Origin of the sequence: Pantoea sp. ACRSC (genome assembly GCF_022346785.1) — a bacterium.
GTDB classification, from domain to species: Bacteria; Pseudomonadota; Gammaproteobacteria; order Enterobacterales; family Enterobacteriaceae; genus Pantoea; species Pantoea alvi.
In genome coordinates, this window is the sequence record NZ_JAKRNN010000004.1 from 20,641 (window position 1) to 43,115 (window position 22,475).

Genomic DNA, 22,475 nt, shown 5'->3' on the forward strand with positions numbered 1-22,475 from the left:
TTTAGTGTGTGTCCACCGGGTTCTATTTATATTCAGAGGTAATCAATGAAAGAACGGCCGATTCTTTTTTCCGAACAGCGGGTTCGCGCCCTGTTGGTTGGCCAGCAGACCCAAACCCGGCGCATCATGAAAACCCAGTCTTTCGGACCCGGTCAGGATCATCATGAGGGCGTTCACGCGTTTGATGTCAACGCTAACCATCTTCATGGCTATAAACTGATGTCGATGGCCGATATCAGCCAGCACTGCCCTTACGGCAAGCCGGGCGATATCCTGTGGGTGCGTGAAACCTGGCGCGGCCCTATCGTGCCGGAAAGCGATCTGGCGGAGTATGAGCGCGATCCGGCGCCGTTCCGCCTGCCAGCCTTTTGCCAGTACCGCGCCGATAATAACGAGCTGGGACATCACGCCCAGAGCGGCCCGGAAGCCGATCAGTTCGGCTGGCAGACCGCCATTCATATGCCGCGCTGGGCCAGCCGTATCAACCTGCAGATCACCGCCGTGCGCGCGGAAAAAATCCAGGATATCAGCGACGATGACATTATGGCGGAAGGCGTGCAGACCGATTCGCACTTCCTCAATAACTTCTTCACCATGAATATGAATGCAGAGACGCCTAAAGAGGCTTATCGTAAGGCGTGGCAGAAGCAGTACGGCGCCACCAGCTGGGAAGTAAATCCCTGGGTCTGGGTTATTGAATTTGAGCGCGTCGCGCGCAATTAAGCGCTTTGCGCGCTGAATCACAGACAAATTGCATGCTAAGTGGTTGAATAGACAGCTCTCATCCCTGCAGTCAGATTAAGGTGCCAGCGACCGCTTTGGATGCTGGCATTTTTTCTGGCGGTCAGGATAGCGCGGGTAGTTCGTCAGCGAGTATTGCGATGTTTAAATGGCCGTGGAAAAACGAGAACCGCACCTCCGTCGCCGATCTTCCCTGGCGACAGGCGCTGGCGCAGCCGGTGTTCAGCTGGCTGGATGAGGATGAACAGCAGGCGCTGATCGGCATGGCGCAGCGTTTCCTGCAGCAGAAGAAGCTGGTGCCGCTGCAGGAGGTGGAGCTTGACGCGCTGCACAGCGCGCGCCTCGCCCTGCTGTTCTGCCTGCCGGTGCTGAAGCTGGGGCTGGAGTGGCTCGATGGCTTTCACGACGTGCTGATCTACCCGGAACCCTTCGAGGTCGCCGACAGCTGGGAAGATGAGCAGGGGCTGGTGCATCACGCCGCCGCCGTCCATGCCGGGCAGAGCTGGACGCAGGGACCGATTGTGCTTAACTGGCTCGATCTGCAGGATGCGTTCGATCTCTCTGGCTACAACCTGGTGATCCATGAGGTGGCGCACAAGCTCGACGCGCGCGGCCGTGGCTATACCAGCGGTATACCGGTAATGGCGCTGCGCGATGTGGCGCTGTGGGAGAAAGATCTGCGCGCCGCCATGGATGAGATTGAAAATGAAGTTGAGCTGGTGGGCGAACAGGCCGCCACCATCGATCCCTACGCCGCCAGCGACCCCGCCGAGTGTTTCGCCGTGCTCTCTGAATACTTTTTCACCGCGCCCGATCTGCTCTATGAGCGCTTCCCGGCGATGTATCACCACCTGAGCCAGTTTTATCGTCAGCATCCGCTGCCGCGTTTTGACGGTTTTTCATCCCGCGACGCTTAATTCGCGATCGCTTTGCTGCAAAGCTAGCCAGTTGAATGCTAATGTGTTTTTCGCTGTTGACAGGCCGGAGCGCGGCCATTAATATGCGCTCCATCGAAACGATTCCTCTGTAGTTCAGTCGGTAGAACGGCGGACTGTTAATCCGTATGTCACTGGTTCGAGTCCAGTCAGAGGAGCCAAATTTAAAAAGCCTGCTTACGAGCAGGCTTTTTGCTTTCCGCTGCGGACGACGATGACTAGTCGCAGCGGCGACGCTTTTTTCCCCCTTTGCAAAAAGCCCGCTCAGAGCAACCTGAGCGGGCTTTTTGATTTTAACGCCTGGCTTGCGGACTCAGAGATCGCGCTGTGCAAACGCCAGCATCCGCTCCGCCAGCGCCTGGGGCGTCTGCATCGGCAGCAGATGCCCGGCGCCGTCGATAATCTCCAGCTCTCCCTGCGGCAGATGGGTGCGCATCACCTCAAGCTGATCCTCAACGCCCGGCACGTTGCCATCCTCGCTGCCGAGAACCATCATGGCGGGCAGCTCAAGACGGCCAATCTGCTCGCGCAGATCTTCGCGGCTGCCGTGCAGCGCCCAGGCGCGAAAAGCGGCTGGCGCGGCGTGTTGTGCATCGGCTATCGCCACCTCGCGCAGCACGTCCGGCAGGCGCGCGGAGCAGGCGCCGTCGACAAAGGCCTCCGCCTGCTGGCGCGAGCCATCAAAGGCGGCCTGCGCCTGGCGATCCTGCTCGCTCATCGGCTGTGGCCCGGGCGGCGATGGTGCCACCAGCACCAGCCGCTGAAGGTAATCGGGCCGGCGGGCGGCAAGCGCCAGAGCCACTTTGCCGGTCATTGAGTGGCCAACAAGAATCACCTTCTCCAGCTGCAGCTGGCGAAGGGTTTCATCAACCCGATCCGCCATAGCGGCCACATCATAGCCATCCTGGTCTGACGCCTCACCAAAGCCGGGCATATCCAGCGCTACGCAGCGGGCGGCGCGGTCCAGCCAGGGCAGCACTGAAAACCAGGTGCGATGCGATCCACCCAGATAATGCATCAGCACAAATGTCGTCTCGCCCTCTCCCTGCAAGCTGTAAGGCAGCATAGAACCTCCTATATCATGGTGCCGTGAATGTCGCCCAGCCGCGCAATCGCCGCCTCGCTATATCCCGCCTGACGCAGCGGGGCAACCACCTCGCGCGCCAGATCCGGCACATAGCCAATCAGCAGCTCCCCGGCGTCGCGCAACCTCACCTCCTGCAGCGCGGCGGGCAGCAGCAGCGATTCAGCGCGGCCCAGCGTGACGCTGACGCCATTCGCCTCGACCGTTAACGGCTCGCCGAGGTTGGAAACAATCCGCGCGCTATCGAAGCTAAACTGCTGCGGCTCGCTAAAGCGCCAGCGCTCCAGCGCAAAATAGGGGCCTGCGCAGCAGAACAGCCGCGTCAGCCCCGCGGCCTCCAGCGCCAGTCCGGGCTGCGGCGTGCAGCGCAGCGCTGGCCGTAGCTCCTCCAGCAGCGCATCGATATTCTTCTCCCACTCCTGCTGAGAGAGGCGCGAGCCATCCTCCATGCGCCACGGCATCGCATGCTGCTGGATATTGGAGGTCTGCTCAATCTCATAGATCAGCGTATCGGGACCGAAGCTGTGCAGCATGCCACCGGGCACATAAAAGGTGTCGCCCGCCTTCACCGGTACACGATGCATTACCGCATCGTAATCCTGCGCCAGCAGTGCAGCTTTTAGCCGGGCGTTATCCACGCTGTCACGCACCCCCAGCAGGCAGGTGGCGTCAGGGGCGGCCCAGAGAATATGCCAGGCTTCGCTTTTGCCGTTCGGCTGCTGCTCGAGCTTTTGCGCCAGCGCGTCATTAGCGTGCAGGTGAACCGGCAGCATGCCGGTTCCGTCGATAAACTTGCTGAGCAGCGGAAAAAAGGGGCCGCGCCAGCCAGGGGCGACCATCTCGTCAGGGTAGCGTTCGGTGAGCTGGCGCAGCGTCTGGCCCGCCAGCTCGCCGTTGGTGACGGTGGCGATCATGCCGTCCACGTCGCTGATTTCCCAGCTCTCCGCCACGCGCGTCTCAGGCAGCCCCGCTTTTCCCAACTGCTCCCTGATACGCTGGCCGCCAAAGATATGGGTGGCGAGCGGCGTAGTCAGTTTTAAAGGATAAGCGTTCATCTCTCCTCCTGGACGAAATCAGATAACCGCGACGCCGCCTGTCACCGCAATGGTGGCACCGGAAATATAGCTGCCTTCATCGCTGGCCAGCATCACATAGGCTGGCGCCAGCTCGGCGGGCTGTCCCATACGCTCCAGCGGGACTTCGCTGCCGAAGCTTTCCACCTGCTCTGGCGGCATGGTGGCAGGGATCAGCGGCGTCCAGATAGGACCAGGGGCCACGGCGTTGGCGCGAATGCCCTTCTCTGCCAGCAGCGCCGCCAGACCGCCAGAAAAGTTCACGATAGCGGCTTTGGTAGCGGAGTAGGCCAGCAGCTTCGGCTTCGGCTGATCGGCATTGATCGAGGCGGTATTAATAATGGATCCGCCAGCTGGCATATGGGGCACCGCCGCCTTGCAGATATAGAACATGGCGTAGAGATTGGTTTTCATGGTGCGATCGAATTCGTCATCGCCAATCTCCTCCAGTGAGGTGCGCGTCATCTGGAAGGCGGCGTTATTCACGACGATATCGATTTTGCCGAAGCGCTCGGCGGTCTGCGCCACGATGCTGCGGCAGTGTGCCGCTTCGGTGACGTCGCCGGCGATCAGCAATGCCTGCTGACCCGCCTCTTCAACCAGTTTCGCCGTATCTTTTGCGTCTTCATGCTCGTCCAGATAGGAGATCACCACGTCCGCGCCTTCCCGGGCGTAGGCGATGGCAACGGCGCGGCCGATGCCGGAGTCGCCGCCGGTAATAATGGCGGTTTTACCTTTCAGGCGGCCAGATCCCTGATAGCTGGTTTCCCCATGATCGGGTTTGGGGTCCATTTTCAAGAAGCTGCCGGGCCACGTCTGCTGCTGCGCCTGATGAGGATTCTGGGGACGATCTGTCATAGTTTCTCTCCTTTTAGCGACTCTTTCACGCTCGTCAGTGGAGCTGAATCGTTATCAGCCTTGAGCCCTAAGTGTAGCAGCCATGTCAGAATCGCAAGTCCGATGGCTAAGCGTAACGGCTTGAAGGCACAACGATTTTATCAAAAAAGAGGCGTAAAAAAGCCCGCACAGCCGGGGCTGGGCGGGCTTTCGCAGGCAGGGTTACAGCAGATCTTCCCAGTCCATAATCAGCTTCGCCGGCAGCGGTTGCGCCAGCAGAGATTCATCCGGCTGCCAGCTCTCCCAGTCGCGAAAAGCGGCGAAGTTCAGCCCGGTGAGCGTCTCCAGCGCGCTGACCGTCACGCGGTACTCATCGACGTTGGGGCGCGGCGCCGTCTGGGCGTGGGGCAGCACGCGGCGCGGCTCATCCAGCAGATCCGCCTGGCTGACCAGCAGCGCCGTCGCCTGCGGCTGACCTGCCCTGTTAATGCGCAGCACCACCTTCCAGAACATCAGCGGCACCTGCCATTCAGCATACTGCCGCCACTGGTCGTTCAGTACCGGACCGGTCAGCACGCTGATTTTCCGCTTCGACTCCAGCACGCCCGACTCCAGGATATAGCGCTCTACCCCCTGCCAGTACTGCAGGCTCTGGTTGAAGCGAAAATGCTGCGGCGAACAGTTGGTAAAGTGAAAGGTATCTTTGTTAGCGCGCACCGCTTCCGCCGCCGTGCCCCATGTGGGGTCGCTGCGCCGCGTGAGATGACCGCGATCGAACCAGCGGCTGAACTCGCTGTAAAAAGCCTGACCGGTGACGTAGCGGCTGTCGATACGGCTGTCTTCCACCCAGCGATCCCCCTCCTCCAGCAGCGATGGCTGGCCGTTGCCGCGATCGATGGCGATATAGCGCGCGCCGTCGATATTGGTGGCGGTAAAAAAGGCGAGCCGCCGCTCGGCGTTCATCAGCAGTGAAAAATGCTCATAGTCGAGCTGCGCTTCCGCTCCCTGACGGCCGTCGCGCAGCGGTGCCACCTCGGCGGCGCGCGGCGCAATAATGGCCGCCAGATCGATCGGCGCGCCCTCAAGAAACGCTGGCTGAAAACCGTCGCGGTTGCCATAGCCGCTCTCCGGCGCGGTGGCGGTGGCATACGGCGGCACGCCGTCGCTGCCGGTGAGCGCCTGCATCAGCAGCGCCTGCTGCGGCGCAGGCAGCTGCGGCAGCTCGCCCTTCAGCCAGTCGATAATAGCGCTGATGCGGATCCCTTCATTCACCCAGCCGTCGTCGCTCTCGACCCCGCCGTGATGCAGCGCCACCAGCTGCCAGCTGTCGTTGAACACCGGTGCGCCGGAAGAGCCGCCGTCGGTGTCGGCCGCATAGTGCAGCAGCTGCTGGTGACGCGCCAGCAGCGCGTTGTTGCGCAAGGTGATCTGCTGCGGCGCGCCGCCCGGATGGTGGATAAGGTTGAGGCTGATGCCCAGCGCATGCTTGTCGTTGCGATCGTTAAGCGCCAGCGGCTGCGGCGCGTCGCCGCCTCCCTCAATCACCTCACCCAGCGCAATCAGGGTGCAGTCCAGCTCATCGGTGGGGCTGGTGAGGAAAAAACGCGCTGCATCGATGCCAAAGGTGACGCCGTCCACCAGTTCGCCCGCTTCCGTGCGCCGCCAGCCGAACTGCAGGGTAATGCGGCCCGACGCAGGGGGTGCCGGCAGCAGATGATGACAGGTGACCAGCAGGCCGCCGTGGGTTAAAAACGCGCTGCCGACGGGCACGCCATCTTCACGCAGCAGCGCTACGCCGCGTGCGCAGGCCAGGCCCTGCGCTAAAAAAGCGATCGGCAGCAGATCGTTGCTGCCGCCGACAATCACCTCCTGACGCACGTGCTGCTGAAAGGCGTAGCGCTGCGCGCGGCCGCGATCCGGCTCCGCCGTTACGCCCTGCGCCAGCGCGGCGCGGGTCTGCGCACGCTGCTGCGCGGTCAGTGCCAGCCGCGTGCTAATCAACGCGGCACTCTCTTTATCGCTCATTCGCTTCTCCAGGATAAAAGGCATGCTGCCCTTTTAACCATAGCCGCTGCGGCTGAACCCCAGACGAAAAAAAGCCCGCTGGGTAGGAGCGGGCTTTAGCGCCGGTAGCGACAACAGGGATCGCTATTTTTCATGGTAGCGATGCACCGAGGGAAAATATTCAAAGCCGTAAAGCTGGCTAATGGGAAGCAACAGCTCCTGCTCCAGGCTTAACTCACTCTCGACGCGCGCGTCGTGCTGGGGTGCCAGCCAGGCATCGACGCGCTGTTTCCACAGCTGCAGTAATGTTTTCATCGGGTTCAGCCTCCGTCAGTCAGGCATTCAGTAAACCCTCTGCGCAGCCGTAACTGAACCATCAATTTCTGCGCTTTATTGCTGAAAAACAGATAACGGTGGACCGCGCCGGTCAGCCTGGCGCTACGGCTGCTTCGCCGCCATCTTGCGGTAATTATCCAGCCACTTGCCGCTCTTCAGCCGCCACCAGAAGCAGACGCCGCGCACCGCCCAGTCGAGGAACATGCCGAGCCAGACGCCGACCACCCCCATGCCGAGCATAATGCCCAGCACGTAGCCGACCACCACGCGCGCCCCCCACATGCTGAACATCGAGACGTACATGGTGTAACGGGCGTCGCGCGCCCCCTTCAGCCCGGCAGGCAGCACCCAGGAGGCGGCCCAAATTGGCATAAAGGCGGCGTTCAGCCAGATGAGATGCTGGGTCACGCTGATTACGTCCGGGTCGCGGGTATAGAAGCGCGCCAGCACGCCGGAGAGCGGCACGGTCATAAACGCCAGCACGCAGAGACAGAGGCTCGCCAGCCAGAAGACATGCCTGATCTGCCGCTCCGCCTGATAGACCTGATTGCGCCCCAGCCGAGTGCCGGTGATGATGGTCGAGGCGGATCCCAGCGCGTTGCCCGGCAGGTTGATCAGCGAGGCGATAGAGAAGGCGATAAAGTTGCCGGCGATAGCGTCGGTGCCCATGCCCGCCACAAACACCTGGGTCAGCAGCTTGCCGCCGTTAAACAGCACCGATTCGATACTCGCCGGGACGCCGATACCCAGCACCTCCATCAGGATTTTCGAATCCCAGCGGCGGAAATAGCTCGGCAGGCTGATCTTCAGCGAGGCGTTAAAACCGATCATCAGCACGTAAATTACGCCGATAGCGCCGATATAGCGCGAGATGGTCAACCCCAGCCCGGCGCCGACAAAGCCCAGCCCTTCCCAGGAGAAGGCGCCGTAGATCAAGACGCTGCTGATGGCGATATTCAGGATATTCATCCCGCCGTTGATCAGCATCGGGATTTTGGTATTCCCCGCGCCGCGCAGCGCGCCGCTGCCGATCAGCGCAATCGCCGCCGCCGGATAGCTCCACGCCGAGGTCTGCAGATAGCTCAGCGCCAGCTCTTTGACTTTTGGCTCCGCGCCGCCGGCGATCAGATCGATGATCAGATGCCCCCACAGCTCGATGGCGAACACCAGCACCAGCGACAGCACCGTCATCAGCGCCAGCGACTGACGCGTAGCCGCGCGGGCGCGCTTGCCGTTGCGCTTCGCCAGGCTAAAGGCGACTACCACCGTCGTGCCGAGATCGATGGCGGCAAAGAAAGAGATAATGATGATGTTGAAGCTGTCCGCCAGCCCAACGCCCGCCATCGCCTCTTTGCCCAGCCAGCTCACCAGAAATGTGCTTAATACCCCCATCAGCATCACGCACAGGTTTTCGATGAAAATGGGCACCGCCAGTGGCGTGATCTCACGCCAGAACAGCGTGCGATAAAAGCGTCGTTTGGGATACCACGCGGTGCGCTTTATCGCCTGCATCACTGCTACGCCAGGATTTTGCAAGGGAATAACCAAATCAGAACAGATTGGACAGGAGTTCTAATGATGAGTCCGCTTATCTATTTATGCAAAGCGTTTCCCTGATTTTTCAATCATTATTACACTCTTTTCTCGTCGTTTACCGCAGCGGCTGCCGCGCCGCCCAGATAGGCGCTGCGCACCTCTTCATTATTGAGCAGCTCCCGGCCGCTGCCGCTGAGGCGGATCTCGCCGTTAGCCATCACATAGCCGCGATCGGCGATAGCTAACGCATGACGGGCATTTTGCTCGACCAGAAACAGCGTCATGCCCTGCTGCGTCAGCTCGCGCAGAATCGCGAAGATCTGCTTAACCACAATCGGCGCCAGCCCGAGGCTCGGCTCGTCGAGCAGCAGCAGCTTCGGCCGGCTCATCAGCGCGCGGGCGATCGCCAGCATCTGCTGCTCGCCGCCGGAAAGGGTCATCGCCCGCTGCCTGCGCCGCTCCAGCAGGCGCGGAAAGAGCTCATACATCCGCGCCAGATCGCTTTTCTGATGCGCGCTGCCGATGGCGATGGTGCCCATCTGCAGATTCTCCTCAACCGTCATATCGGCAAAAATCCGCCGCCCTTCCGGCGCCTGGGCGATGCCGCGGGCGGCGATAAAATGGGTCGAGCGCTGGCTGACAGGTTCTCCCTGAAAGTAGATTTCACCCTGTGCGATGCGCGGCTGGCCGAAAATCGACATCAGCAGCGTCGATTTGCCGGCGCCGTTGGCGCCGATCAGCGCCACGGTCTCGCCGGGCTGCACGCTGAGCGACACCTTTTTCAGCGCCTGCACCGGGCCGTAATAGAGATCGACCGCGTCAAACTTCAGCATCGGTTCAGCCATCAACATCCTCCTCTTCTGCGCCAAGATAGGCGGCAATCACGCGCGGGTCCTGCTGGATCTGTCGCGGCGCGCCCTGGGCGATAACGTCGCCGTGGTCGAGCACCACGATATGGTCAGAGATTGCCATTACCATCGGCATGTCGTGCTCGATCAGCAGCACGCTGATACGGTGGTCAGCGCGCAGACGGTGCAGAATTGCGCTCAGCGCCTCGGTCTCCACGGGATTGAGTCCCGCCGCCGGCTCGTCGAGGCAGATAAGCTCCGGCTGGGTACACATGGCGCGCGCAATCTCCAGCCGCCGCTGCTGGCCATAGGAGAGCGTGCCGGCCAGCCGGTTGGCCGTCTGCGTCAGATCCACCGTTTCCAGCCAGTAGAAGGCGCGATCGAGCGCGCGGCTCTCCGCCTCGCGATAGCCGCGGGTATTGAAAATGCCCGCCAGCAAATTGCGGTTCGCCAGCATATGCTGCGCCACCAGCAGGTTCTCAATCACTGACATTTCGCGAAACAGGCGGATATTCTGAAAGGTGCGCGCCAGCCCGGCGCGGTTCACCAGGTGTGCGCCGCCGAACATCTTGTACCAGAGCCGTGAACCCAGCTGCGTCGGCCGCAGCCAGTCCTGCGGCTCGATTTTCTGGCCGAGAATTTGAATCACATCGGTGCTGCGCGACTGGGCGTTCAGCAAAATGCGGCCGCCGCTGGCGCGGTAGAAGCCGGTCAGGCAGTTAAAGACCGTGGTTTTGCCCGCGCCGTTGGGGCCGATTAGCGAGGTAACCGAACCGCGCTGCACGCGCAGGCTGACGTCGTTAAGCGCCCTGATGCCGCCGAAGCGCATCATCAGATGATCGACCTGAAGGATAGCGTCACTCATGGCGAACTCCTTTGCGCGGCGCGACGCCGACGCGGCTGGTGCGCACCAGTCCGCGCGGCCGCCAGATCATCATCACCACCATCAGCATACCGAACAGCAGCACGCGGTATTCGGCAAAGCTGCGCAGCAGCTCTGGCGCCACCGTCAGCACAAAGGCCGCCAGCACCACGCCGAGCGTCGATCCCATACCGCCCAGCACCACAATGGCGAGGATCAGCGCCGACTCGAAGAAGGTAAACGAGGTCGGATTGACGAATCCCTGATAGCTGGCGAAAAAGACGCCCGCGATGCCCGCCGTCGAGGCGCCGAGCATAAAGGCCGACAGCTTCACCAGCACATGATTTAACCCCATCGCGCGACAGGCGATCTCATCTTCACGCAGCGCCTCCCACGCGCGTCCGACCGGCATACGCGTCAGGCGGTGCTTGATAAACAGCACCAGCGTCACTACCAGAACCAGCACCACGTAGAGAAAGATAAATTTCATATTGGGGTTGTAGTCGAGGTGAAAGAACGCATGAAAAGGTACGCCGCCTTCGCGCGCGCGCCGACCAAACTCCAGGCCGAGAAAGGTTGGCGACGGCACGGAGACGCCGTTCGGCCCGCCGGTGAAGCTCAGCCAGTTGGTCAGCACCAGGCGGATGATCTCGCCGAACCCCAGGGTAACGATAGCCAGGTAGTCGCCGTGCATGCGCAGCACCGGAAAGCCGAGCAGCGCCCCGGCGAAGGCGGCCAGCAGCGCGGCCAGCGGCAGCATGCTCCAGAATCCCAGCCCGAGATACTGATAGCCGAGTGCCAGCCCGTAAGCGCCGATGGCGTAAAAGGCGACGTACCCGAGATCGAGCAGCCCCGCCAGCCCCACCACGATATTTAGCCCCAGTCCCAGCAGCACGTAGATCAGCCCGAGGATCGCCACGGTCAGCAAGTATTTGCTGGAGAGAAAGGGAAACAGCAGCGCCACCGCCAGCAGCAGCGGCAGGATCCAGCGCAGCCGCGAGCGGTAGCCCGGTTCGCGCACGTAGACGCCGTCGTCCGCACCTTCGAAGCGTCGCAGCAGCGCCCGCCCGCGCCCGGTCTGCAAAAAGAGGCTGAGCAGTAGCCGTCCCGCCATCACCACCGCCACCAGCAGCGCCACGCGCATGGGGGCGAGCGTAAAGGCGTACCCTTTCAGCACCACGCCGACGACAGGTCCGAACACCACCACCGCAATCAGCCCGGCCAGCAGGGTTTCACGCAGCGCCTGAGACACACTGATAGATCGACTCATCATTGCGCCCTCACACTTTCGCCACCAGCGGACGGCCAAGCAGCCCCTGCGGGCGGAAGATAAGGATCACCACCAGCAGCGCGAAGGAGAAAACGTCTTTGTAGTCTGAGTTCACCAGCCCGGCGAACTGCGCCTCCGCCACGCCGAGCAGCAGCCCGCCCAGCATCGCGCCAGGCAGCGATCCGATACCACCCAGCACCGCCGCGGTGAACGCCTTGATGCCGATGATAAACCCGGCGTAAAAGTCGAAGGTGCCGTAGTTCATCGTCACCAGCACCCCGGCCAGCCCGGCCATCGCCGCGCCGATCACGAAGACCAGCGAGATAACGCGATCGGTATTGATGCCGAGAATAGCCGCCATGCGCCGGTCCTGCTGCACCGCGCGGCAGATACGGCCGAGGCGGGTGTACTGGATAATCCAGGTGAGCAGCGCCATGCCGCAGAAGGCGGCGGCGAGAATAAAGAGCTTGGTCCAGGTGATCTGCACCAGCCCGCCGTCAAACTCGAAGCGCAGCACGCCGGTGAGCAGCGTCGGCACGCCCTGCTGATTCGGTCCCTGGCTCAGCTGCACGTAGTTTTGCAAGATAAGCGACATGCCGATGGCGGAGATGAGCGGCGCGAGGTGCGTCGAGTGGCGCAGCGGCCGGTAGGCGATACGCTCGATGGTCCAGCCGTAAACCGCCGTCACCACCACGGTAAACAGCAGCGTGCCGAAAATCAGCAGCGGAAAAGAGTGCACGCCAAAAAAAGAGAGCAGCGCCAGGCCGATGGCGCAAAGATAGGCGGAGATCATATAGACCTCGCCGTGCGCAAAGTTAATCATGCCGATAATGCCGTACACCATGGTGTAGCCGATCGCGATCAGGCCATATACCGCGCCCAGCGTCAGCCCGTTGATCAGTTGCTGAAGTAAAAAGGCGTCCATAACGAAGTCTCTGCGCAAAGCGGACCGCGCAACCGGGCGGTCCGGACAGGAAACGCCCTGCGCTGTGCAGGGCGGGCTCAGGCTTACAGCTGGTGATATTTACCCTTGTCGTCCCACTGATAAACGACATAATCGGACACTTTCAGATCGCCCTTGCCGTCCCAGGCTTTATTACCCATAACGGTGGGCACATCGTGAGATTTCAGCCATTCGCTGGCTTTCTCATTGTCTTTGCCCGCGCCTTTATAGGCGGCAGCCAGCGCCTGAACAGAGGCGTAGGCGTAGAGGGTATAGCCTTCCGGTTCAAAGCCCCCTTTGCGGAATGTCTCAATCACCGCTTTGCCGTCGGCGATCTGACGCGGATCGTTGCCGAAGGTCATATAGATGCCGTTGGTGTACTGCGGCCCGCCCGCGGCGGTGACCAGCTCCTGCGTCACGATGCAGTCGCCGGAGAAGAAGTTAGCTTTAACGCCCTGCTCGCGCATCTGGCGCACCAGCGGGCCCGCCTCGGGGTGGCAGCCGCCGAAATAGACCACGTCGGGATTCGCCTGGGCGATTTTGGTCACCAGCGCGTTAAAATCTTTCTCGCCGCGCGACAGGCCCTCATACATCACCTCTTTTACGCCGCGCTTCTCCAGCGCCGCTTTCGTGGCGTCGGCCAGCCCCTGCCCATAGGTATCTTTGTCATGGATAATCGCGACCTTTTTCGCTTTTAGCTTATCGAGCATAAAAGTGGCGGCGATGGCGCCCTGCTGGTCGTCGCGCCCGCACATGCGAAACAGGGTTTTCATGCCGCGCTCGGTGATCTGCGGATTAGTGGATCCCGGCGTAATCGACAGCACGCCGGCGTCGTCGTAGACCTCCGAGGCGGGCATGGTGCTGGAGGAGCAAAAATGGCCGACGACCGCCATCACCTTATCCTGATCGACAAGTCGGTTCGCCACCGCAACCGCCTGTTTGGGTTCGCAGGCGTCGTCTCCCTGCACCAGCACGATTTTCTCGCCGTTGATGCCGCCCGCCGCGTTGATATCCTCCGCTGCCTGCGTCGCCCCTTTCCAGTACTGCGCGCCATAGGTGGCGTTGGGGCCAGAGAACGGCCCGGCGACGCCGATTTTTATATCGGCCTGCGCACTCAGCGCAGCGCCGAAACAACCTGCAATTACGACGTTTAACGACAACTTGATCAGTTTCTGAGACATGCTGTCTATCCTCGACACAGTTAGTTTGCGTTCGCCAGACCACGGCGCAGGAGCGGTGAATGTTTTTTAATTCGGTTCGGGAATGCTACGCGCGGCGCTGAAGGCCGCTATTAATCGCAAGCAAGAATCTCGCCAGAACCAATCGGGCGGCGGGATTTCGCCAAAGGAAGGTGGCAACGCCAGCGACAGCGCACGACGTCACCTTCTGATTCATTTAAACGTAGGCGGGGTTTGGCAACACGCCAGCACCCTGTTGGTGCATAATGCGGTCGATCACAGATTCTTGCTTTGCGGCGGCGGCAAACCCGCTAAGCTGTGGGGAAGGATCGCTTAATATCAGGAGAGCTTATGCCTACACAACGGAACGGCCTTACCCGCCAGCAGGCGCTGGATGAACTGGAGCGTCTGTACGACAACGCGGTGAACGCGCTGCGCGCGGCGATAAAAACCTATACCGAACAGGGCACGCTCCCCGAGGCGGAAGCGCGTCGCCAGGGACTCTTTGTCTACCCCGAGCTGCGCATTACCTGGCGCGGCGAAGGGCCGCAGCAAAACCGCACGCGCGCCTGGGGACGCTTTACCCATACCGGCAGCTACAGCACCACCATCACGCGTCCGGCGCTGCTGCGTCACTATCTCAGCGAACAGCTGGCGATGCTGGAAAAAGAGTATGAGGTTGAGATTCAGGTCGGCCCGTCCAGCCAGGAGATCCCCTATCCTTACGTCATCGACGGTTCCGATCTGTCGCTGGACCGCACCATGAGCGCCACTATCGCGCGTCACTTCCCGACCACTGAGCTGTCACAGATCGGCGATGAAACCGCCGACGGCCTGTTTAATCCAGACGCGGTTTTCCCTTTGTCTCACTTCGATGCGCTGCGCACCGACTTCTCTCTGGCACGCCTGCGCCACTACACCGGTACCTCGGTAGAGCATTTCCAGCCGTTTGTGCTGTTCACCAACTACACGCGCTATGTGGATGACTTTGTTCGCTGGGCAACAGAGCAGGTGCGCGATCCCGCCAGCGACTATGACAGCCTGGCCTGCGCGGGCGGCGCGGTGATCACCGCCGAGACGGCGGAGAGCGATGCGGCGATGCTGGATCTGGCGTGGAAAAAGCATCAGATGCCCGCCTGGCATCTCACCTCGCCTGGCCGCCGCGGCATCACGCTGGTAAATATCGGCGTCGGCCCGTCCAATGCCAAAACCATCTGCGATCACCTTGCGGTAATGCGACCGCACGCCTGGCTGATGATCGGCCACTGCGGCGGCCTGCGCGAAAGCCAGCGCATCGGCGACTATGTGCTGGCGCACGCCTACCTGCGCGACGACCACGTGCTCGACAGCGTCTTACCGCCCGATATTCCGGTGCCAAGCATCGCGGAAGTGCAGCGCGCGCTCTATGACGCTACCAAAGCAGTGAGCAATATGCCGGGAGAAGAGGTTAAGCAGCGTCTGCGCACCGGCACCGTGGTAACGACGGACGATCGCAACTGGGAGCTGCGCTACTCCGCCTCGGCGCTGCGCTTTAACCTGAGCCGCGCGGTGGCGGTGGATATGGAGAGCGCCACGATTGCAGCACAGGGCTATCGGTTCCGCGTCCCTTACGGCACGCTGCTCTGCGTCTCGGATAAGCCGCTGCATGGCGAAATCAAGCTGCCAGGGCAGGCAAACCGCTTTTATGAAGGGGCGATTTCAGAGCATCTGCAAATCGGCATTTGCGCGGTAGAGCTGCTGCGCGCCGAAGGAGATAAGCTGCATTCACGCAAGCTGCGTACCTTTAACGAACCGCCGTTCCGTTAATGGTTCAGAGCACGGGGACCACCGCTCGTGCTCTGCCTTAACCCGATGTAGAGAGACGCAGCAGGTTTCGTCTCTCTACCTCATCCAGAATTCTCTCGCCAGCCAGCCGAGCACGGCGAGCACAGCTGGCACCATCAGCGTCCAGGTAATGCGATCGTTAAGGCGGTCAAACTTTTCGTCGACGCGCTCAAACTTTCCGTCCAGGCGCTCAAACTTCTCGTTCATACGTTCAAACTTTTCGTCGACCCGCTCAAACCTTTCATCAATACGCTCAAACTTTTTGTCAACGCGTTCGAACTGTTGATGAATCCGCTCAAAGTGCTTGTCAATGGCGGCAAAATTATTGTCGACCTGCCCGCTCCAGTCACTGACGCGCGCAAACCTCTCATCAATACGCGCAAACTGGGCTGCCGTCTGGGCGAAGCCTTCAAGCATTTCACATCGCATCCTGAACTGTTCGGTACGCAGGCCTTCAACATCCGTTTTCGTGGCGAAATGTTGCGAACGTTCGGTCAGTACCGCCAGGTCTGTTTTTATCTGTTGCGTATCCAGCTCAAGCCGCTCAACGCGTTTGGTCAATCGCTCCACAGGATCGCCTCCTGATTGCTGAAGAGGGATGAGGGGACAGGCAAACCTGCGCGGAAGAGGGCTTAACGGCAGTTCCATACTATTCTCTCCTTTCCCTGTTACGCCTTACAGTCACGTCACCGGTGCGTCCCCAGACTGCTGGGTATTTAACCAGATTACCGCCCAGTAAACATTCCCCGTTCCGCTAATTCCGTTATAAATGGCGATTGATGCGCCTCTCGAATTAGCGCTGGCAGGGTAGCGCTGCGCCAGCAGAGTTAACACCCTTTCTGACCCATTCTGGAAGCCGCTACGCAAACATACAGGAGCAGGACAAAAAAATGCGCGCAAGACGGTTTACGTCTTGCGCGCAGTAAAAGGATAAAACCGCACCAGCCTGCGCCGGCGCGGCGATCGCTATCAGGCGCTGAGCCAGCCCAGCTTGATCACGAACAGCAGTGAAAGGATCACCAGCGCCGCATTAATCTCTTTCGTGCGGCCGCTCAGCAGCTTCACCACGGTCCAGGTGATAAAGCCGAAGGCGATGCCGTTGGCGATGGAGTAAGTCAGCGGCATGGTCAGCGCGGTAACGGTGACCGGCGCCGCGGTAGTAATATCTTTCCAGTCAATCTCCGCCAGCCCGGAGGTCATCAGCACCGCGACAAACAGCAGCGCCGGCGCCGTCGCGTAGACCGGAACGCTGCCCGCCAGCGGCGAGAAAAACAGCGCCAGCAGGAACAGGATAGCGACCACGACCGCCGTTAAGCCGGTGCGTCCGCCCGCGCTCACGCCAGCTGCAGATTCCACATAGCTGGTGGTGGTCGAGGTACCGAGCAGCGAGCCAAACAGCGCCGCGGCGCTATCGGCCACCAGCGCGCGCCCCATCTTCGGGATATTGCCCTGCTCGTCCGCCAGCCCGGCGCGTTTAGTCACTCCCAGCAGCGTGCCGGTATTGTCGAACACGTCGACAAACAGAAAGGCGAAAATCACGCTAACCAGGCCGACGTTAAAGGCGCCGGCGATATCCAGCTGCATAAAGGTAGGCGCGATAGAGGGCGGCGCGGAGAAGATGCCAGCAAAGGGCGACAGGCCGATGCCCATCGAAATAAAGGTGATCAGCAGGATGCCAATCAGCACCGCGCCGGTGACGCGACGTGCCTCCAGCACCACAATCACCACAAAGCCCAGCAGCGCCAGCAGCGGGCCCGGCTTCGTGAGATCGCCCAGACCAACCAGCGTTGCCGGGTTATCCACCACGATGCCCGCGCCTTCCAGCGCGATCAGCGCCAGGAACAGCCCGATGCCCGCCGCAATCCCGGCGCGCAGCGGCAGCGGAATGCTGGCGATAATCCACTCGCGAATTTTAAAAATCGACAGTGCGAAGAAGATCACCGCCGACAAAAACACCGCGCCCAGCGCGATTTGCCAGGTGTAACCCATATGCAGCACGACGGTATAGGTGAAGAAGGCGTTCAGCCCCATGCCGGGCGCCAGCGCGATCGGGTAGTTGGCGATCAGCCCCATCAGTACCGATCCGATCGCCGCCGCCAGACAGGTGGCAACGAACACCGCGCCTTTATCCATCCCGGTTGCGCCCAAAATGCTGGGGTTAACAAACAGGATATAGGCCATCGCCAGGAAGGTGGTGATCCCGGCGACCACTTCGGTGCGAACCGTCGTGTTATGCGCTTTTAGCTTGAATAGTTTTTCTAACATCATCATCTCTCAAGAGCGGAGACGGCACGAATGCGCGTTCTCACTTGCCAGTGTGGGTTACATGCTGATTATTGTGGTACCGCACGACGCGCCGCTGCATGCTGACGGACGCTGTCGTCACGCCCTGAATCTCCATAAGGCCTGAAGTCATAGCAAGCGCTATGCCAGCGGGAAACGCAATCGTTTACCTCGCCAGGCCCGGCATTTTCTAAGAGAAATCTGAACCAAAACAAGGCGCGATTATGGTGCATTGCCCCGCTTCCGCGCAATCGTTTTCATCGCCCCCTCTGCGCTGCGCAAAATTCTGCGCCAACGCACGCTTCAGCAAAGCCGAGGGCGATATCGCTCACGTTTCCATCGCTTGTCAGGGCGGCGCAAATCGCGCCGTGTACACTCTTGTTAACCTTTTTTTAACCTTGAGGTCGCCCTGCATGAAGCCCGCCATTCTGGTTATCGATGATGATAAAGCCGTCTGCGAACTGCTGCAGGATGTGCTGAATGCGCAACAGTTTAGCGTTTACTGCTGCCACTATGGCCGGGACGCGCCGGCGCTGCTGGCGCAGCACGGCGATATCGCGCTGGTGATGCTGGATATGATGCTGCCCGATACCAACGGCCTGCTGGTGCTGCAACAGCTGCAGCGCCAGCGCCCCGATCTGCTGGTGATCATGCTGACCGGCATGGGCTCCGAAGCGGAAATGGTGGTCGGGCTGGAGATGGGCGCGGATGACTATATCGCCAAGCCTTTTAATCCGCGCGTGGTGGTGGCGAGAGCGCGCGCGGCGCTGCGGCGCGGCGGACGGCTGATATCGCCGGAGACGGTGGAGAGCGGCTGGCGCTTTAACGGCTGGCAGCTGGATGAGGCGCGCTGTCAGCTGCTCAATCCGCAGCGCGAAGCGGTGCCGCTGACGCAGGGCGAATATGCGCTGCTGCGCGCGCTGGTGCGCCACGCGCGCAAGGTGCTGACGCGCGATCAGCTGCTGGAGCTGACCCACGGCGAAAGCCTGGACGTTTTCGATCGCACCATCGACGTGCTGATAATGCGGCTGCGGCGCAAAATCGAAACGAATCCGCATCAGCCCAGTTTGATCCGCACTATTCGCGGCCTCGGCTATGTCTTTTCCGCCGATGTGACGCGTCCGGAAGCCGTCCGGCTGAGCGCCTGACGGGGCGAACAGCCGGGCGCGCGCCCGGCGCTATTTCACCGTCCAGCCTTTGTAGCTGCCCACATTGTCGCGATCGATCAGGGAAACCGGGATCAGCACCGGCTTATCGGGTGCCGGTTTGCCCTGCAGAATGTCATAGCCGATCTCCACCGCTTTTGCCGCCATCACCTGTGGATCCTGCGCCGGCGTAGCGACGAACAGCGAGTTCTTACGCTTCAGCGCCTCTTCGCCGTCGGGCGATCCGTCGACGCCGACAATAAAGAATTCGTTGCGCTGTGCCTGTTTCGCCGCCAGATCGGCACCGATCGCCGTGGGATCGTTGATAGCGAACACCGCATCCACCTTCGGATTGGCCGACAGCAGACCCGTCATCACTTCCAGCCCCCCTTCACGGCTGCCCTTGGCGTTCTGGTTCCAGGAGAGCAGCTTGATCTCAGGATGGCGTTTCAGCTCGGTCATACAGCCCTCAACCCGGTTCTGCACGGCGGAAACCGGCGGGCCATTGATAATCAATACGTTGCCCTTCTCCTTCAGGCGATCGGCGATATATTTACAGGCCATCTCCCCCGCCTGGGTGTTGTCTGAGGTAATGGTAGCGTTGGCGCCGTCAGCCGCCACGTCGACCGCCACCACCACGATGCCAGCGTCGCGGGCGCGTTTCACCGCCGGCGCGATGCCTTTGGAATCGGCGGCGTTCAGAATAATCATGTCGACTTTCGCCGCGATAAAGTTATCGATCTGCGCCACCTGCTGGCCCAGATCGTAGCCGCTGGAGACCAGCGTCACGTTGACCTTGTCGCCCGCCAGCTCACGCGCTTTCATCTCCGCGCCTTTGGTAATCTGCACGAAAAACGGGTTGGCGAGATCGCCGACGGTGACGCCGATGGATTTAAGATCTTTCGCCTGGGCGAAGGAGGCGCTGAACAGCGTTGCCGCCAGCAGCCCGGTTACGATCGGATTAAAACGCATAGACCTTCTCCTGCTGTTATTAGAATCGCCAACGGCTGAATGGCGGAGGGTAAAAAGAGGGCGCCGCGCTCAGGAGACGTGGTGCCGGGTGCGATATTTGTCGATCAGCACCGCAATAATGATCACCGCGCCTTTGATCACCAACTGCCAGAAATAGGAGACCCCCATCAGCGTCATGCCGTTGTTGAGCGTGGCGATAATCAGCGCGCCGATCAGGGTGCCGGTAATGGTGCCGATGCCGCCGACGAAGCTGGTGCCGCCGAGGATCACCGCGGCGATGGCGTCCAGTTCATAGCCGACGCCGAGGTTGCCGTTGGCGCTATAGAGACGCGACGCCGACATCAGCCCGCCTAGCCCGGAGAGCAGCCCGCTCATGGCGTAAACGAACAGCAGTACCGCGCTGACTTTAATCCCGGTGAGACGCGCCGCCTGCATATTGCCGCCCACCGCGTAGATATGAACGCCCAGCGTGGTGCGGCGCAGGATAAACCAGCAGACGGCGATCACCGCGAAGGCGATAACGATCAGCCAGGGCACCGGGCCGAGATAGCCGTTGCCTATCCATTCAAAGCTGATATCGGAGTTAATCACCGTGGTGCCGTTTGCCAGCAGATAGGCGGCGCCGCGCAGCGCCGTATAGGTGCCAAGGGTAACGATAAAAGGCGGCAAGCCGGCCCAGGCGACCAGTATGCCGTTAAACAGCCCCATCACCAGGCCAGCGCCGAGCGCCATGGGGATAGTCATGCCGGCGAGCATGGGATCGAGCGAGGCAACCATCGCCACCACCGCCGTGGTGCCCAGCATTGAGCCCACCGAAAGGTCGATGCCGCCGGTGAGGATCACAAAGGTCATACCGGCCGCCAGTACGATATTAATCGAGGCCTGGCGGGTAATATTGAGCAGATTGCCCTCGGTGAAGAAGTTCGGCGCGACAAAGCCGAACACCACCACAATCAGCACCAGAATCGGCAGAATGCCGACGGTTTGCAGCATGTCGCCTATCAGCGCCCGCTTAACGGTGGGCGGTTTCGCCCGCGTGGTTTCTGTCATCGCTCTCTTCTCCTTATATTTCCAGCGGCGAGGCGGTATGCGCCCCGGTGGCCAGCGTCATTATGTTTTCCTGGCTGATCTGCTCTTTATCCAGCTCACCGGCGATGGTGCCTTCGCGCATCACATAAACCCGATCGCTCATGCCGACCACTTCCGGCAGCTCGCTGGAGATCATCAGGATCGCCACCCCCTGCTGCGCCATCTGGTTCATCATGCGGTAGATTTCGCTTTTGGCGCCGACGTCGACGCCGCGCGTCGGCTCATCGAGGATCAGGATGCGCGGCCCAATCGATACCCAGCGCGAAATCAGCAGCTTCTGCTGGTTGCCGCCGGAGAGGCCCCCCGCCCGCACCTGCGCATGCGGCACGCGGATGTTAAGCGTGGCGATGGCGTCGCCGGCGATCTTTCTGCCTTTGCGTCGGTTAAGCAGCCCGTAGCTGGCGTCGCGCTCCAGCGTCGCCATCACAATGTTCTCCTGCGCCGCCATCTCCAGAAACAGCCCCTGCTCTTTGCGGTTTTCAGTGAGAAAGCCGATGCCACGCGCAATGGCGTCGCGCGGCGAATGGATTGTCACCTGCTGCCCGTCAATCCAGATCTCGCCGCCGCTCGGCTTACGCACGCCAAAAATCAGCTGCGCCAGCTCGCTGCGTCCTGCACCCACCAGCCCGGCGAGCCCGACGATCTCGCCGGCGCGCACCGCCAGGCTGCTCGGCCGCACCTTGCCGCCGTCGGTGAGGTGATTGACCGCCAGGCGAATATCGCCGAACGGGATGGTGCGATCCTTGTTAAAGAGATCGCTGAGCGGACGGCCCACCATCATGCGCACCAGCTCGCTGGCGTTAAGCGTGTCGCGGGTCAGGCTGCCGACATACTGCCCGTCGCGCAGCACGCTGACGCGATCGGAGAGCTCATAGACCTCCGCCATACGATGGCTGATATAGATAATCGCCATGCCTTCCGCGCGCAGGCGCTTGATGAGCGCGAACAGCTGCTCGGTTTCGCGGTTGCTCAGCGCGGCGGTGGGTTCATCCATCACCAGAATGCGGCTGTGGCGGTGCAGCGCGCGGGCGATCTCAACCTGCTGCTGTTCGGCAATGCTGAGGCGGCTGACGCGGTCGGTGGCGCTAAACTGCGCGCCGAGCCGATCGATCACCTGCTGCGCCTCCTCGGCCATCTGGCGACGCCGAATCAGCCCGCCGCGCGTGATTTCGCTGCCGAGAAAGATGTTCTCCGCCACCGTGAGGTTGGGGGCCAGATTGATCTCCTGATAAATCAGGGTAATGCCTGCCGCCAGCGCCTCTTTCGGCCCTCTGATCACACAGGGGCGACCGTCGATCAGGATCTCACCGCTGGTGGCGCTGTAGGCGCCGGCGAGGATCTTCATCAGGGTACTTTTGCCTGCGCCGTTCTCCCCCATCAGCGCGTGGATTTCGCCAGCATAGACCGTCAGATCGACGCCCTTAAGCGCATAAAACTGGCCGAAGCGCCGCGTGATTTCGCGCATTTGCAGAATCGGTGTGGCTGTCATGGGCCGCTCCAGATAACCGTGGTTAG

20 protein-coding genes and 1 tRNA gene are annotated in these 22,475 nt (G+C 61.1%); 5 read left to right on the forward strand and 16 right to left on the reverse strand.

Going from position 1 to position 22,475, the window contains the following annotated elements; translation table 11 throughout:
* Positions 1-45: 45 nt before the first annotated feature.
* The 3 genes from MHZ97_RS06260 (at position 46) to MHZ97_RS06270 (ending at position 1,837) form a co-directional block, all read left to right on the forward strand.
* Positions 46-723, forward strand: coding sequence for a hypothetical protein (locus tag MHZ97_RS06260; protein ID WP_103796904.1), 678 nt, complete (start codon positions 46-48; stop codon positions 721-723).
* A gap of 158 nt (positions 724-881) precedes the next feature.
* Positions 882-1,658, forward strand: a complete 777-nt coding sequence (gene mtfA, locus MHZ97_RS06265; RefSeq protein WP_103796903.1) for a DgsA anti-repressor MtfA — start codon at positions 882-884, stop codon at positions 1,656-1,658.
* Positions 1,659-1,761: 103 nt separating this feature from the next.
* Positions 1,762-1,837, forward strand: a tRNA-Asn gene (locus tag MHZ97_RS06270).
* Positions 1,838-1,989: 152 nt separating this feature from the next.
* On the opposite strand, the gene MHZ97_RS06275 is transcribed toward MHZ97_RS06270, so the two are convergent.
* The 11 genes from MHZ97_RS06275 to MHZ97_RS06325 form a co-directional block, all read right to left on the reverse strand.
* On the reverse strand, positions 1,990-2,742 hold the full coding sequence (locus MHZ97_RS06275; RefSeq protein WP_239314143.1) for an alpha/beta fold hydrolase: 753 nt from the start codon (positions 2,740-2,742) through the stop codon (positions 1,990-1,992).
* A gap of 8 nt (positions 2,743-2,750) precedes the next feature.
* Positions 2,751-3,815, reverse strand: a complete 1,065-nt coding sequence (locus tag MHZ97_RS06280) for a class I mannose-6-phosphate isomerase (protein WP_239314142.1) — start codon at positions 3,813-3,815, stop codon at positions 2,751-2,753.
* An 18-nt stretch (positions 3,816-3,833) separates the two neighbouring features.
* Positions 3,834-4,691, reverse strand: a complete 858-nt coding sequence (locus MHZ97_RS06285; protein ID WP_103796900.1) for a glucose 1-dehydrogenase — start codon at positions 4,689-4,691, stop codon at positions 3,834-3,836.
* Positions 4,692-4,892: 201 nt separating this feature from the next.
* Entirely contained in the window at positions 4,893-6,695 is a 1,803-nt protein-coding gene (locus MHZ97_RS06290; protein WP_239314141.1) for a DNA/RNA non-specific endonuclease, read from the reverse strand.
* Positions 6,696-6,818: 123 nt separating this feature from the next.
* The gene (locus MHZ97_RS06295) at positions 6,819-6,989 is read right to left on the reverse strand and encodes a hypothetical protein (RefSeq protein WP_239314135.1); all 171 of its coding nucleotides are present in this window, start codon (positions 6,987-6,989) and stop codon (positions 6,819-6,821) included.
* A 123-nt stretch (positions 6,990-7,112) separates the two neighbouring features.
* Positions 7,113-8,522: an EmmdR/YeeO family multidrug/toxin efflux MATE transporter gene (locus MHZ97_RS06300; protein WP_103796898.1), complete on the reverse strand. Its 1,410-nt coding sequence runs from the start codon at positions 8,520-8,522 to the stop codon at positions 7,113-7,115.
* Between the two features lie 119 nt (positions 8,523-8,641).
* On the reverse strand, positions 8,642-9,391 hold the full coding sequence (locus MHZ97_RS06305) for an ABC transporter ATP-binding protein (protein WP_239314133.1): 750 nt from the start codon (positions 9,389-9,391) through the stop codon (positions 8,642-8,644).
* On the reverse strand, positions 9,384-10,259 hold the full coding sequence (locus tag MHZ97_RS06310; RefSeq protein ID WP_239314131.1) for an ABC transporter ATP-binding protein: 876 nt from the start codon (positions 10,257-10,259) through the stop codon (positions 9,384-9,386). Before MHZ97_RS06310 ends, MHZ97_RS06305 begins: the two co-directional genes overlap by 8 nt.
* A complete protein-coding gene (gene livM, locus MHZ97_RS06315) occupies positions 10,252-11,526 on the reverse strand; it encodes a high-affinity branched-chain amino acid ABC transporter permease LivM (RefSeq protein ID WP_375337764.1) in 1,275 nt (424 codons plus the stop codon). The genes MHZ97_RS06310 and livM overlap by 8 nt, the downstream gene beginning before the upstream one ends.
* 10 nt (positions 11,527-11,536) lie before the next feature.
* Positions 11,537-12,451 carry a branched-chain amino acid ABC transporter permease LivH gene (locus MHZ97_RS06320; RefSeq protein ID WP_239314124.1) on the reverse strand — a complete coding sequence of 305 codons (915 nt, stop codon included), beginning with the start codon at positions 12,449-12,451 and terminating at the stop codon, positions 11,537-11,539.
* 83 nt (positions 12,452-12,534) lie between these two features.
* Complete coding sequence (locus tag MHZ97_RS06325) at positions 12,535-13,650, reverse strand: branched-chain amino acid ABC transporter substrate-binding protein (protein WP_239314122.1); 1,116 nt, start codon at positions 13,648-13,650, stop codon at positions 12,535-12,537.
* 348 nt (positions 13,651-13,998) lie between these two features.
* Between MHZ97_RS06325 and MHZ97_RS06330 the strand changes: the two genes are divergently transcribed.
* The gene (locus MHZ97_RS06330) at positions 13,999-15,453 is read left to right on the forward strand and encodes an AMP nucleosidase (RefSeq protein ID WP_239314120.1); all 1,455 of its coding nucleotides are present in this window, start codon (positions 13,999-14,001) and stop codon (positions 15,451-15,453) included.
* A gap of 75 nt (positions 15,454-15,528) precedes the next feature.
* Here the strand turns inward: MHZ97_RS06330 and MHZ97_RS06335 are convergent, their stop codons facing one another.
* Positions 15,529-16,119, reverse strand: a complete 591-nt coding sequence (locus MHZ97_RS06335) for a hypothetical protein (RefSeq protein ID WP_239314118.1) — start codon at positions 16,117-16,119, stop codon at positions 15,529-15,531.
* Positions 16,120-16,440: 321 nt separating this feature from the next.
* Positions 16,441-17,739 (reverse strand): NCS2 family permease, encoded by a 1,299-nt coding sequence (locus MHZ97_RS06340; protein ID WP_239314116.1) that lies wholly within the window; start codon positions 17,737-17,739, stop codon positions 16,441-16,443.
* Positions 17,740-18,167: 428 nt separating this feature from the next.
* Between MHZ97_RS06340 and MHZ97_RS06345 the strand changes: the two genes are divergently transcribed.
* Entirely contained in the window at positions 18,168-18,902 is a 735-nt protein-coding gene (locus MHZ97_RS06345; protein WP_103796889.1) for a winged helix-turn-helix domain-containing protein, read from the forward strand.
* A 30-nt stretch (positions 18,903-18,932) separates the two neighbouring features.
* Here the strand turns inward: MHZ97_RS06345 and MHZ97_RS06350 are convergent, their stop codons facing one another.
* The 3 genes from MHZ97_RS06350 to MHZ97_RS06360 all read right to left on the reverse strand — a co-directional run bounded on the left by MHZ97_RS06350 (position 18,933) and on the right by MHZ97_RS06360 (position 22,449).
* Positions 18,933-19,871, reverse strand: a complete 939-nt coding sequence (locus MHZ97_RS06350) for an ABC transporter substrate-binding protein (RefSeq protein WP_103796888.1) — start codon at positions 19,869-19,871, stop codon at positions 18,933-18,935.
* 69 nt (positions 19,872-19,940) lie between these two features.
* Positions 19,941-20,921 (reverse strand): ribose ABC transporter permease, encoded by a 981-nt coding sequence (locus MHZ97_RS06355; protein WP_103796887.1) that lies wholly within the window; start codon positions 20,919-20,921, stop codon positions 19,941-19,943.
* 13 nt (positions 20,922-20,934) lie between these two features.
* On the reverse strand, positions 20,935-22,449 hold the full coding sequence (locus tag MHZ97_RS06360) for a sugar ABC transporter ATP-binding protein (RefSeq protein WP_224481712.1): 1,515 nt from the start codon (positions 22,447-22,449) through the stop codon (positions 20,935-20,937).
* Between the last annotated feature and the right edge of the window lie 26 nt (positions 22,450-22,475).